The organism is Streptomyces sp. NPDC055078, assembly GCF_053607985.1.
This window is the reverse complement of record NZ_JBSGUP010000169.1, coordinates 1-13,376: the sequence shown is the minus strand read 5'-3', so window position 1 is coordinate 13,376 and position 13,376 is coordinate 1. Positions and strand designations below refer to the sequence as shown.

Annotated in this window: 8 protein-coding genes and 3 pseudogenes; 3 read left to right on the top strand and 8 right to left on the bottom strand. The window is 66.8% G+C overall.

Going from position 1 to position 13,376, the window contains the following annotated elements; genetic code table 11:
- From ACWF94_RS16685 to ACWF94_RS16660, 6 genes and pseudogenes are all read right to left on the bottom strand, one after another.
- A partial coding sequence (locus ACWF94_RS16685; RefSeq protein ID WP_453488157.1) for a MaoC/PaaZ C-terminal domain-containing protein occupies positions 1–219 on the bottom strand: 219 nt, incomplete at its 3' end.
- Positions 220–259: 40 nt separating this feature from the next.
- The gene (locus ACWF94_RS16680) at positions 260–1,324 is read right to left on the bottom strand and encodes an ABC transporter substrate-binding protein (protein ID WP_453488155.1); all 1,065 of its coding nucleotides are present in this window, start codon (positions 1,322–1,324) and stop codon (positions 260–262) included.
- A 35-nt stretch (positions 1,325–1,359) separates the two neighbouring features.
- Positions 1,360–2,193, bottom strand: a complete 834-nt coding sequence (locus ACWF94_RS16675) for an ABC transporter permease (RefSeq protein WP_453488153.1) — start codon at positions 2,191–2,193, stop codon at positions 1,360–1,362.
- 8 nt (positions 2,194–2,201) lie between these two features.
- A complete protein-coding gene (locus tag ACWF94_RS16670; RefSeq protein ID WP_453488151.1) occupies positions 2,202–3,047 on the bottom strand; it encodes an ABC transporter ATP-binding protein in 846 nt (281 codons plus the stop codon).
- 525 nt (positions 3,048–3,572) lie between these two features.
- Positions 3,573–3,746, bottom strand: a pseudogene (locus ACWF94_RS16665) (IS110 family transposase); the annotation flags it as partial.
- Positions 3,747–3,966: 220 nt separating this feature from the next.
- Entirely contained in the window at positions 3,967–4,596 is a 630-nt protein-coding gene (locus tag ACWF94_RS16660) for a class I SAM-dependent methyltransferase (RefSeq protein WP_098893289.1), read from the bottom strand.
- 36 nt (positions 4,597–4,632) lie between these two features.
- Between ACWF94_RS16660 and ACWF94_RS16655 the strand changes: the two are divergent.
- A pseudogene (locus ACWF94_RS16655) lies at positions 4,633–5,544 on the top strand (IS5 family transposase).
- Here the strand turns inward: ACWF94_RS16655 and ACWF94_RS16650 are convergent.
- On the bottom strand, positions 5,530–9,531 hold the full coding sequence (locus ACWF94_RS16650) for a hypothetical protein (RefSeq protein WP_453488149.1): 4,002 nt from the start codon (positions 9,529–9,531) through the stop codon (positions 5,530–5,532). The pseudogene ACWF94_RS16655 and the gene ACWF94_RS16650 overlap by 15 nt on opposite strands.
- Before the next feature lie 592 nt (positions 9,532–10,123).
- The gene (locus ACWF94_RS16645) at positions 10,124–11,077 is read right to left on the bottom strand and encodes a hypothetical protein (RefSeq protein ID WP_453488147.1); all 954 of its coding nucleotides are present in this window, start codon (positions 11,075–11,077) and stop codon (positions 10,124–10,126) included.
- 927 nt (positions 11,078–12,004) lie between these two features.
- On the opposite strand from ACWF94_RS16645, the gene ACWF94_RS16640 reads away from it, so the two are divergent.
- The gene (locus ACWF94_RS16640; protein WP_453488145.1) at positions 12,005–12,511 is read left to right on the top strand and encodes a peptidylprolyl isomerase; all 507 of its coding nucleotides are present in this window, start codon (positions 12,005–12,007) and stop codon (positions 12,509–12,511) included.
- Positions 12,512–13,023: 512 nt separating this feature from the next.
- Positions 13,024–13,376, top strand: a pseudogene (locus ACWF94_RS16635) (DEAD/DEAH box helicase); the annotation flags it as partial.

Genomic DNA, 13,376 nt, shown 5'->3' with positions numbered 1-13,376 from the left:
CACCCGATCCTGGGGGAACCAGTCGGTCACCACCCGGCCGAGGTAAGCCATCATCAGCATGCCGTGGGCGAAGACGTCGTCCGATCCCGCCGACCGCGCCACATCGAGGTCGATGTGCATCGGGTTGTGGTCGCCGGAGGCCCCGGCGTACAGCGCCAACCGGGTCCTGCTGATCCGGCCGACCTCGAGCACTCTCGTGTCACCCAACGCGATCGTCATTGCTTCCTCACTCCTTCCCGTCGGGCAGGCGCTGTCGACGTCAGCCGCGCGCCTTCTCGTAGACGATCTTGTCGTAATCGAGTTGGTCCTTCTCGCCGGCCATCAGGCCCACGGCCCAGTCGTAGTTCTCCCGGGTGAGGAGGCCGTCCGTCGGGAAGGCCTTCACCGAGGTCTTCCAGATCAGGTCGAAGGCGGCCTGGCCCGTCCGGGTGAGGAGCTTCTCCCGGACGAAGGTGCCCGTCCCCGAGGGGTCGTCGGCCACCTTCTTCTCCGTCCCCACGATCGCGTCGAAGACGCCCCGGACCAGCGGGGGGTGCTTCTGCACGACGTCCTGCCGGGTCACGATCACGCCGGCCATCTGGTGCGCGGAGCCCAGCTCGTCGAAGTCGCCGTCAGCCAGCGACATGTAGGTCTTGGCCTCGCCCGCCGCGACGTTGACCTCCAGGCTGCCGGTCTGACCGAAGCCCGCGTCGACCGCACCCTGCTTCATCGCCGCGACGATCGCCGCCGCGTCGGCCATGGGCACCAGCGTGACATCCTTGTTCGGGTCGAGACCGGCCTCGCCGAGGTAGCGGACGAACGACTTGTAGGTGCCGCTGACGACCGCCGGAACGCCGATCTTCAGGCCCTTCAGCGCGCGAAGCCTGTCCGGGCCCGAGGCGGTCGGGGCGACGTCCAGCTTGTCGGCGACCGGGGTGCGGACCACGAGGATGCCACCGCCACGGTAGACGGACGCGACGATCACGAGCGGCGCGCCCTTGGCGACGGCCTCGAAGACGCCCTCGACGGGCGCGTTGGCGAAGTCCACGCGCTTGGCCAGCAGCTCGGCCAGCGTGATCCCGCCGTCCTTGGCGTTGTTGGTCAGGGTGAGGTCGATCCCGTTGTCCTTGTCGATACCGTCGGCGTCCATCAGCCGCGGGACGACCCCGGCCACCGAGGCCGAGTGGAGGACCGCGAGCTTCGCGCTCTTGCCGTCCTTGCCGGCCTCGTCGCCGGATCCGCAGGCCGCCGCAAGGAGTGCGACCGCGGTCACGACAGCGGTGACTACCACGCTGCGCCGGGTGCGCCGGCGGGTGAGGTTGTTCGTGTGCAAGTTCTTCTCCATGGTGTCGGTGCTGGGGGTCTGCAGGGCTGTCTTGGTCAGGAGGTCGTCCCGCCCTCCTTCCAGCGCAGGGCCCGGCCGGTGACCACGGAGACGCCCCGGTCGATCAGGAGCCCAATCGCCAGCAGGGTGAAGATGGCGGCGAACGTGTACGCAGTGGAGTACTGCGAGGCGAAGAGCGTCACCAGATGGCCGAGACCGTGGGTGGCCGAGAACATCTCGGCCACCACAACGGCGATCAGGCACTGGGGGACGGAGAGCTTCAGACCCGCGACGACCCAGACCAGCGCCGACGGCAGGCGCACCTGGAAGGCGAGCGCCCAGCGGTTGGCGCCCATGATCCGCATGGCGTCGATCAGCCCCTGGGACACGTCGCGCACGCCGTAGAAGGTGTTGAAGAACATCAGGAAGAAGACAACGATGCCGCTGATCACGGCCTGGAGCTGACGTCCCGTGCCGAACCACATGACGAAGAGCGGGATCAGGGCGAGCTTCGGGATGCTGTAAATGCCGGTGATGAAGGGTTCGAGCAGCAGGCTGAGGCGCTGAGAGCTGCCCAGGACGTAGCCCACCACGATCGCGCACGAGCCGCCGATGAGGAAGCCGAGCGCTGCGGACTGGAAGGTACTCGCGGCATTGCTCCAGAGCTCGCCGTTGGTGGCGAGGTCCCACCACGCCTCAGCGATGTCCGAGGGGCGGCTCGCGAAGAACGGGTCGAAGAGACGGCCCGAGCCCCACTCCCAGAAACCGAGCAGAGCGGCGAGGAGAGCCAGGCGCTCCACCTGGAGCAGCAGCCGAAACCGTGTCCGTCGCGGGCGCCGGGGCTTCTCCGGGGCCTGGGGGGTGTCGGTCACGGTCGTCTCGGGTTCCATCGCTGTTGTCACCGTGCCTCGGCCCTTTCGCTGCGGTCGTCTGAGATCGTCATCCCTCGTGCGGTCGCGAGGTGGTCGTGCAGCTGCCGCACCAGGTCAACGAACTCGGGCCGGCAGCGCACCTCCTCGCTCGTGCGGTCGGGACCGAACGGGATGTCAACGCTGGCGATCACCTGGCCCGGCGCACCGCCGACGACGACCACCCGATCGGACAGGACGACGCATTCGTCCACGTCGTGGGTGATGAACGTGACCGTCGCGCCGGTACGACGCACCGTCGCGAGCAGCTCGTCGTGCATCTGCGTCCGTAGCTGCGCGTCGAGCGCGGCGAACGGCTCGTCCATCAGCAGCAGCTCGGGTTCGTAGATCAAGCTGCGCGCGAGGAGCGCACGGCGCTTCATGCCGCCGGAAAGCTGCGACGGGAACCGGTCCGCGGCCTGTTCGAGGTCGGTGATCTTCAGCAACTCGGTGACCCGCGAGCGCACCTCGGCGCGCGGCACCTTGCGCAGTCGCAGGGGCATCGCGACGTTGTCGAAGACCGTCCGCCACGGGAGCAGCGTGTCGCCCTGCGTCATATAGCCCACGTGGAGGTTCACCCCGGTCACCGGCTCGCCGAGGAAGCTCACCTGGCCGTCCCGCACCGGCAGCAGGCCGGCCACGACGTTCAGCACCGTGGACTTGCCACAGCCCGAGGGCCCGAGGACGGAAACGAACTCGCCACGGTGGACCTGGAGGTCGAAGTCGCGCAGGACGTCGCGGTCGTCCGCGTACCCGACGCGGACGCCGGAGATATCGAGAAGCGCAGTCGCTGCAGTCAAAAGAGATTCATGCTGCATCGTGGAATGACGTGCCATAATGAGTATTGTTATGACCAGGCCCACAGCGTGTCAAGGGTCACGCCGACATCCGCGACATCGACCATTTACCGAGGCCACGTGCCCACGACGCCCCGACCACTCGCCCGACGAGGACCCCGATGACCCGCATGCGACACTTCTACGGCCCCGGGCCGCCCAACTGCCCCCCTCCTACTGTGGAGACCGTGCCCGGAGGGATAGTCGGGGGTCAGGGCATCCAGGAAGCGCATCTACGACGCTGAGTCCCGTGAGGGGGCGGTAGGGATCGCGATGGAGACCGGGAAGCCGATTCCGGAGGAGGCCGAAGATGGCCGAAGATCCGGGGCTCCATCCCGGGACGCTGCACAGTCGGGTGTCGCGGGCACGGTGCAACGGGTCGCCGTCGCCGGACCGGCCGGTGGCCGAGCCATCGCCCGGTGGTCGGCTGCGGGAGAGCGAGCGCGCTGAGCTGGATCGGCTGCGGGCCCAGAGAGAAGGACAAGCGCATCCGTGAGCTGGAGATGGAGCTTCCCCATCAGGATGTCAAGCCGCAGCAGCAACAGACGGTGAGGGAAGATAGCACTCTCCGTCACGAATCATGGCCCATAGGACGTTGACGCGACGGCGAGCGAGCGCCAGTAGCGCCTGCTTGTGGCCCTTCCCCTCGGCTCTCTTGCGGTCGTAGTACGCCTTGGAAGCCGGGCAGCAGCGCAAGGTCATCGGTCTCCCGGTACGCCGAACGCCAAGACGACGGCCGCCCCGACACCAGCCTCGACGTCACCATCCTGGAACCCGAACCGAACCTGCCTACCGTCTCCCACGATGACCGGCACACCCCACTAGGGCCTGTCTGACAATTCCCGTCGGACCAGCGAGCGTCCGTCGAGCTGGCAGCCCGGATATGCGCCGACGTCTGGCGGGTATTGCCGAGCAGGACCTACGAGCGGCGGGCCAGCAGGTGCGCGTCGAGGAAACCCCGTTCAGAGGCCGGATCGTGGAGCAGCCGGGCGAAGGGATCGAGCCCGGCATCGGCCAGCAGTTCGGCGAGGCTATCTGCCGGCCAGCTGTAGGCGGGCGCCACTTTGTGGTTGAAGCGAACCGGTTCTTGTCCGTCGGTCCCGAAGAAGGAGACCAGGAGCAGGCCATCCGGCGCCAGGACGCGTACCTGTTCGGAGAGTAGCTCCGGCAGCTCCCCCGGAGGGGTGTGGATCATCGAGTAGTGGGCCAGCACGCCGCCGAGCGCGCCGTCCTCGATCGGCAGGGATTCCATCCGCGCCTCTTGGAAGCGCAGCGCCGGATGGGCCTGCCGGGCGTGGTCGACCATGCCGGGGGCAAGGTCGAGTCCGAAGGCGTCCAGGCCCAGTTCGTGCAGCATGGCTGTCAGATGTCCGGGCCCGCACCCGACGTCCGCTGCCCGCGGGTTGCCCGTCGCGCGCACCAGTTCGGCGAAGGTGCCGATCATGGCCCGGGAGAAAGGCTGTGTCTCCAGCCGGTTTGCGAACAGCGATGCGTACAGCTCGACGACACCGTCGTAGGCCGTCCTGGTGTCGTCCTGATGATTTGCCACGGGCAGGACTCTATAGCCGGTCTGATAATTGATCTTGTGGCGGGTCGAGGTGAGTTGACGGATGCGGCATGGGGGCGAATAGAGCCCCTGTTGCCGCAGGTGGACGGACGCGGCCGTCCGTGGCGTGATCACCGGCAGGTGGTCAACGGGGTGCTGTGGCGGCTGCGGACCGGGGCCCCGTGGCGCGACCTACCCGAGCGGTATGGGCCGTGGCAGACCGTCTACGAGCGGTTCGCCCGCTGGGAGGCCGATGGCACATGGGCGAAGCTGCTGGAACACGTCCAGGTCCGTGACGATGCGGCGGGCCGGGTGGAGTGGACCGTCGCCGTCGACTCCACGGTCAACCGGGCCCATCAGCATGCCGCAGGCGCCCGTAAAAGGGGGACGTGGACGGGGACGAACTGAAAGATCCGGGCCGCTCGCAGGCGTGCCAGGCACTCGGTCGGTCTCGGGGCGGGTTGACCACCAAGGTCCATCTCGCCGTCGACGGCCGGGGGCTGCCGCTGTCGATTGTGCTCACACCCGGAAACGTCAACGACGCCACAGCGTTCGCCGATGTCCTCAATGGGGTACGCACTCCTCGGGCCGGCACGGGCCGTCCGCGCACGACACCGGACCGTGTGCTGGGTGATAAGGCATATTCCAGCAGGGCCATCCGTCATCTGCTGAGGCGTCGGGGTATCGCTGCCACGATCCCCGAGCGCCGCGACCAGGTGGCCAACCGTCGGCGCCGGGGGCGCCGCGGTGGTCGGCCACCCGTCTTCGACACGGAGATCTATCGCGACCGCAACGTGGTCGAACGATGCTTCGCTCGCCTCAAACAGTTCCGCGCGATCGCAACCAGGTTCGACAAGCTCGCGAACCGGTACCGCGCGGGAGTCGTCCTGGCCTCCCTGATCCTCTGGCTCCGTGAAGCGGCCAGGTGATCATTTGTCAGACAGGCCCTAGCACGTCTTGCTGTGCGGCCAGTTTCTGTTGCTCGTGCTCGATCTGCCGCGGGGTGTGGGCGGGCGAGCAGCGTTTCCGTCGCTCGGAGCGCCACTGGTCGCAGTCGAAGAAGCCGATAAGGAAGATGCCTGCGGTGCGGGGGCGACGCAGGTAGCGGTTGACCAGCTGATCGGTGAGGGCTGTGGGCAAGGTCCGGTTCCAGCAGCCTTTTGCTTCGATGATCACGGTGAACGGCTCGGTGTTGTGGGAGGGGTCGGCAGCTTGGATGTGAATGTCTGTGCGGCTTCCTCCGGCGCCCGGGCGGTCGACTTGAACCTCGCGATTGAGGATGATGCGCTGGCCGCCGAGGTTGATCTTGAGCAGGCCCATGACGTGGTCACTGAAGTCTTCTTCCCATGTCGGCCACATCGCGTTGTAGTCGGTTGCGGCAGCGCGGTTCCATAGCAGGATGGCCATTCCGTTGGGGCCCGAGAGAGCTTCCTGGACGCAGTCGATGGCTTCCATGACGACGTCGAGGAGTTGGGCTTCGTCGGTGATCACGCGCAGGCTGTGATCGGCTGCCAGTTTCCTCAGCTGGTGTGCGGGCAATGGCTGGCTCTGTCGCTGGGCCGCATGGCGTGCGGTGCGGCGGGCCAGGCGCCGCAGCCATGACCTGTGGCGGGTTGTGGAGGCGGCCAGTTGACTCAGTTGGTCGGCAGCTTGCTGGGTGTGTTTGTCCGCGATGAGCTGGGGCAGGGCGTCGGCTAGGTCGTGGAGGGTTTCTTCGCGGGTAACTGTGTAGGCGACTCCGGACTCGTGCTCGGGCGGGGGCTGGCGCAGTTCCTCGCGTTCGGACAAGTGTGCGTAGAGATCGGCGAGATCGTCTACATCGAGTCCGGCCATTCCTGAGGGCCAGCGGCTGGAGCCCCTGGTGATCAACCTGTCGATCACTGCTCGGAACAGCTCGGGATCGTCGAACGCCCGGCGGATCGGCGGCCAGCTTTCCAGGAGGTCGGCATAGGACATGAGGGTGAGGACTGCGGTGACCCAGCGCCCCGAATCAGGTCGTGGCCCTTCATGAGGCGGGGCAGCGGCCACGGTGTCTTTGACCCGGGCGAGAGCAGCGGTGTCACCCAGGTCAGACAGGGGGAGCATCACGGCGGCCCAGGCTGCATCATCGCGGCCTGGTGCAGAGGCCCAGTCCCGCAGAATGACAAGGGTTTCTGCCGCATCCAAGGTGTGCAGGAACCGGGCCAGCTCGGTGAGTGGGTAGGGGTCGAGGCGGTCCAGGCATGCTGCAAGCGCGGCCTCAAACGTGGCGCTGGCGTGGCGAGCAGACCGCTTGAAGAGGCTGTGGTGCAGATCCGCCTCCTGTGCGGGAAGTCTCATTGTGGCCAGCGCGAGAGCCCAGCCTGTCCATCGCTCGATCTCTGTTGCGGGCACTACGGCCTGCCAAGAGTCGATAGACACGAACGCGGCCGCGGTCAGCTCTGGTACGTCGATCCACTCAGTGCCCCAATCCGAGACGTCGTGCGGCCTCCATGCGGGGGCGTCGGCCAGGACACGCAGGGCAGCTTGGAGCAGCTTCGCGTGCAGTGGGCTGCCCTCAGACGGGCATGACGGTGCTGCGGCGACTGCGTTAAGGGAGAAGGTTTGTTCGGCGGTCCGGCCGTCGCTGGTGCGGTAAAGGTGGCCAAGGACCGTGAGCCAGGCTGCGCGGACCTCGTCCGGGGCGGCAGTGTGGACTGCCTCCAGCGCTGCGGTGAACTGATCCTCGTCGAAGGTGTTGCGGCGCCGCTGCTCTTCCTCGCGCTTCTGTCTACGCAACTTCCACTCCCGCTCGGGGGGCGGAGAGTCCCACCACGCGGTGGCGTCCCTGAGCTCGTCATCGGCTTGCCGGGCCTGTTCAAGGGCCTCGCGCAGCCGGGCATCGTCCGGCCGCCCCAAGCGGCTGAGGAGCGGTTGTGCTGTACGCCGCATCGCTTGTGGCAGGTTCGGCCAGCGCTCGGCCCAGTACAGCAAGTCCTCCTTCGGGAACAGTCCCACCTCTGGCGTGATGAAAGCGAGTTCGAAGACATGCTCCTGGCGGCCGTGGCGCAGGATGTAGTCCGCAAGGCTGCGGCGCAGAGCGGGCACACCACCCAAGGAGTCGCGCAGGTGCTCGAGCGGGGCGTGAGAGTCGCTGGTATGGGACAGCTCCGGATAGTCCGCCAGAGCGATGAGCGCCTGGCCTGCCCGCTCCTGGCCGGGCGCCGAACTGCCGGGGCCACGGTGGCCAATGTGGTGGATGCACCTCACCAACAGCGCGATAGCGATCAGGGACTTGGAGTTTTGGTCTTTGAGGGTCGTGATGCACCATGCCAGGACCTCGTTGACATGCTCTGCCGTGACCATGTCCATGGCCTTCTCCATCTGCCGTCGGTGGGCGAATGTCCGTCGGGCTGGCAGCAGGTCGAGGTACTCGGTCAGTGGCAGGTGCTGCGGCCATAGGTGATCGAGCGCTGCTGTGGCAATGCTGGTCTTTGCGTCCGCGGCAAGAGCGCGCAGCCGGGCAACAGCCTCGTCGCCGTGGACGGTCTCTTCGGCGATCGCGTGCAGGGCGAAGGAGCGTAGCCGTGTCGGCAGCGTGGTGTCCTCCGCGAACAACAGCAGGGTGGGCGTCAGCTGGGCTAGTCGGCACTGTGCAGCAATCCACAAAGCCAGGTACGTCTGGTCCGGGTCAGCGTCGCGGACCAGGAACGGCTCCAGTTGCCCCGCCAAAGTGGGGTGGGTCAGCCGCTTGAGGAGCGCGAAGTCGAGGCGGTCGAAGCCCTCGTCGGGGGCCGTGTCAAGAAGTGCCTGGGTGGCTCGTTGTCGGCTTTCGGCTGGCTGTGAGGGCAGGTCGGCCAGGAGAAGGACCCGGGGATCGTGGACGAGCAGATCCTCGAACAGCTCCGGGTCGTCGGCCGCCAGGCGGGCGGCGATCTCCTCGTGCTCCGGCACGATATGGCGTGCCGGGCCGCTGCCTGCCCACAAGAGCTCGCTTCGCACCGCCGGCGCGATGAACTCGCGCAGGTACTGCGCCGCCAGGTGTTCCTGGTAGCTGCGGTGGGCGAACACCCAGCCCCGCTGACCCACCGGTGTCAGCAAGGAAGACTCGGTCAAGTGCAGCAGCTCGTGACGGCGGCACTCCAGTTGCGGCACCGGGCCAGGGAGAGCGGGGCCGACCAGGCTGTCGAGGTGCAGTTCGCCCTCTCGCGCCGGCTCCCGGTCGGCGAGGGCTGGCACGCGTCCGAACTGCAGAGCGGAGGCCGCCCAGCGGGCCACATGCAGCAGGTGGTCCACCGGAGGCCGTTCCTGGCGCAGTGCAAACCCCTGCGACCAGGTCTCCGTGCACAGCCTGCGACAGGCCTGGTCGTAGGCGTCTGCCACAGTCCTGGGAAGTTCTTCTCCGTCGGCCCGAGCATCCAGCAGCGGGATCAGCGTGACCGGCTGCTCTGCGAGGGCGGCAAGGCCCCGGTCGCTCACCTCCTGGGTGAACGCTGCCCCGTCCAGGTCTCGCTGCCGGGCGGCGCTCTCCACATCGTGCACGGTCAGGGGCTCCAGCGCCATCAACGCCACCTGGCCCGTATCAGGCCATAGTGCACGCAACCCGCTGTCCAGTGCCTCGGGCCAGCGGGTGGTACGGCAGGTGATCCGCAGACGCAGCCTTTCACGCTGCGGCTCAGACAACGCCCGGAGCTGGAGAAGGAGGACTCTGTCGAGGCCGGGGATGTCGTTCAGGCCCTCATCCAGCCCGTCCAGCAGCACATGCCGCGGCCCATCTCCATGCCCGTACAGATGCTGCTGCAGAGTACTGGTTGCCGTGGCCGTGTCGGCGACATCCCGGCCCAGATGCAGCCATGGCGCAACATCAGCGCCACCGTCGCTGAGCAGACCGTGCTCCTGTTCCAGAGTCACGGACTTGCCCGCACCGCGCTCCCCCAACACCACAACGACCTGTACATCCCGCATCTCGTCCAGCCGCACCGGACTGCCGGCCCTTCCTCCTCGATCAAACGCATCAGGCCGACTGCCGCTGTCGGCCTGCAGGGGTCGCAAAGACCGTTGCCACGCATATCGCATCGGACCATTCTCACCGCCCTCAGGCAGGCGGGTCAGGGCCTTCCTGCGGCCCTCAGCGTCGCCTCGCAGCACCTGAACAGATCGCCGTCGTCGCATACCGAGCACTAGCCTCCGAGAACTCCGATTGGAACAGCCGCCCCCACGACAGCCAACCCGCCCAGCCCCAACTGCTATACAGCAGCCACTTGGTCACCTCATGACAGCACACCAGCACACGCCCACACCGCATGACCAGCCAATCAACAACCGAACACCGCTGACGCACAACCACTGCCACCAGCACACCCACTCACACCGCCCCGGGACAGCATCACCGATTCCGCATACCGGCCCACGGCAGTGACCGAACTCCGAGCCAGTCCCCACCAGCCGGAACATGGGAAACTTACGTGCTGTCACTGACCGCGACCCGCTGACACCAAACCAGGACATCGCAGGCCTTGGCAGAGCAGCTGGGCAACTCTGCCACGGGGAAGCTTTACTGCTGCCAGTTAGGTCACTTGAGCAACAGCTGTGGTAGATCGCGCAGGTCTGATGTGACGTGGGCAGTCAAGTGGGGGGCGTGTCTGCGCAGGATGCTGCCCCAGTGCTTTTCGCCGACCACGATGTCGCAGTATGCGGCAGCTGTGCCCAGGGCGGTGATGTCGTTGAGGTCACCGAGATGCCAGCGGAAGTTCTTGTCTTCATGGGCGGACATCCGCATCCGGCAGATTGCAGCTTTCGCGGGCAGAGACATCATGAAGTCGGTGAGTGCGGCCCGGTCGTCGACCAGAGCACGGATGTGGCTGCCTGCCGCTATCTCAGCGTTGAGAGGAGCAATGATGTCGTGAGCTTCCTGAGCCAGTACGAGGCGGTGAGCGCGGTCGCTTGTGTGGCCCCAATGCCTTAGTTTGCGCGCTGTCTCTCGTTCGAAGTCGAGCTGACGTTGGCTGAACTCTCGAGTGGGCAGGGCGATTCCGGCGGCGGGTAGCTGCTCCTCTGGCCCCATGAGCAGGGCCTTCTCGAAGTGGTCGGCCACAGCATCCGCGCCGAACTGTGCGATAGCGCGCCGTTCCGTTTCCGGGTTAGTGAAGTAGCCCTTCATTTGCTTGAAGGCGTGGTTGGCGCCAATTCCGAAGGGCACGGGGGCGTGGTTCGGTGTGGCACCGGTCAGGACGGAGACTGCGACGTGCACTTCGGCGGCCAAGAGGTCGGGGGCGCCCGCGATCGTGTGGTACCGGGAGATTTCGGCCATGAAAGCACCGAGGCGGCGGCGTCTGTCAGGGTCCCGTTGATGGTAGGTCTCTTGGTAATGGACGGCCGACAGGGGGAACGAGGCATGCCCGGATTCGGAGGCCTCTCGTACCATCGCCAGGACGCCCGCGATCGCGTCGTCATGCGATCGCCCGTAGTGCTGGCGGGCGAGGGCAACCCAGTCCCGCTGGTCCAGATACACCCGCTTGAGAGCCATGCGATCACGCTAGCGGCAGCCACTGACAATGGGCGACGAGTGCGGTCCCCCAGAGCGGAACTCCATGAGGATCGCGCATTGACGGGAAGCGGCACATACGGCCGGCCGCACCGGTGGGGACGTACCGCAATCGGTGTGGCAGCCGCAGTGCCCGGCTACGGGCCACATGGCGTGCTGCCCGTTCGGCCTGTTCCAGCCTTCACATCACCCTTCGTCAACTTGGGGCGCTGACGCGAGCGGGGTGTCCCCGGCCGAGAGACCCGGGCTGGCGTACGTCCGAGCCCCGCGCGAACGGGGGCTCGCCGACGGCCGTCTCATCGGGCACCGCGCTCCCCCACAAGGTCGAAGTTCATCGAAGTGAATGAAAAGAGCCCTCACTCTCGCCACGCTGCCGGATCAGCCCCGGCTGAGCCCCGCGCGAGCGGGGGTGACTCGGTGTCCGACGGCCACCGGACCGGTTGCGTGTTCGCGAGAGTCCCCAGACCGTCGACGGGTCCGCGCAGGCACCCGTGGAGACGAAAACCACTCCGCTCGCAGGCCTTCCAGCACTGGATCCTCCACGACCCTCCATCAGCCGGAGTCACCTCCGCTCCGTGGGACGACGCTCCCGTCCGGAACTTACGTTCGGTCAGGCCACCGTTCACCAGCGCACAAGACTGCAGGTCAGAGCCCACCCCGTATTGCGATTCTCGCTTCACCGAACAGGCATTTCTCATTGACGCGCTCAAGTAATTCTCACCAAGTGCCCAACACGGACACCACACTTTCCTGGCTTCCCAAGGGATCAACAACCCATGGGCAGAGACATTGGAATGAGAAGCATGCCAGGCAACGGCGTGAGAGTCAGCAGATCTCCGGCGCGGCCCGCTGGGCGACTCCCCAGTGCGGATTCGCCGGACGCCTGCCCGCCGTCCCTTCTCCTCCTCCTTGAGGACCTACCGATCCCTTGCCGCGGTCCTGCACACCGAGCTCGGCGACATCCACCTCGGACTGCGCCCCGACGAAGCCCCCTACACGGCGGCCAACTTCGTGGGCCTGGCTACCGGAAGCGGCACCTGGACCGACCCCCTGACCGGGGCCACCGGAGAGGGCGGTTTCTACGACGGCACGGTCTTCCACCGCCGTGTGCCGGGCTTTGTCGTCCAGGGCGGCGATCGGCTGGGCACTGGGCAAGGCAGCGCCGGATACCGGATACCCGACGAAATCCATCCGGACCGTTCATTTGAGCGGCCGTTCCAACTGGCCATGGCGAATCTGGGCCGGGACAGCACCGGCTCCCAGTTCTTCATCACCCTTGCTCCGGCGCCCCATCTGAACGGGCAGTACACGATCTTCGGAGAGGTGTCGGACGACCGGTCGAAGGACGCGGTCGGCGCCATCGCCTCGTCGCCGACGGCTGTCCGGCTCGACCGCGTGACGATCTTGTCCACCTGAAAGCGTCTCTTGTGCCAAGCGGCCTGAATGAGGTGGTTCCGTTGGCCGCGTTGCATGATCCTGACGCTCATTGGGGGTTACTGATTCCCCATGATTCTTGTCAACCCAGTGAGCCGTAGGGTGCGGCTCAGCTGCCCGTTTTCTCGCTTGGCCGGGTGACTTCGACCTGGACCGAGGCGACCATGCCGAAGAAGTCCCCTCGCCTCGGGCGCCGCGCTCGCGAAAGGAGGACCACGACGTGCTGTGGCCGTACGACAGTAAGTACAACTCCCCTGAAGCAGACGGCTCCAGGCCCTCCACCGTTGCGCCCGCTCTGCATCCGGACAACCGGTTCGAGGACTTCCCCAACGTCCCTGCACGCTCTGCCGGACGCGGGCACCGCCGCTGAACCACGGCACCGCCCCGCCTCCGTGAGCCGAGTCGATCCCGCCCTCCTCGCATGCGCCTCGCAAATCTACCCAACCACCGCGGGCCGTCACCCAGATCTGCAACAGAGAACACCTGGTAGGAACGTGAGCACGCAGCCCGTATGGGCTGAAGAAGAGATCGCAGGCAACAAGGTCCGCCAACTACTGGTCCCGGGCAGCGCATTGGGGGTCAACGACGAGGACGGGACGCTACGGGTCTCCAACGTCTACGGCAGCTGGCCCGCCGTGGGCACCGCAGGGGGACGCCGTCAACGAGCTGACGGCTGTGCTGCCCAGCCGGTCCGGCCACGAGGTGCGCCGGCAGGGAAGCCTCGCCTGTACGCCGCAGGCGGTAGCGGAGTCGTATCGCAGAGCGATCGTTTCCGCCCGTACGACGAGCCGCACAGTCTGCGCCGCCCGCAGATCGGCGCCCTGCACGCGGTGACGGGGCACTGGGC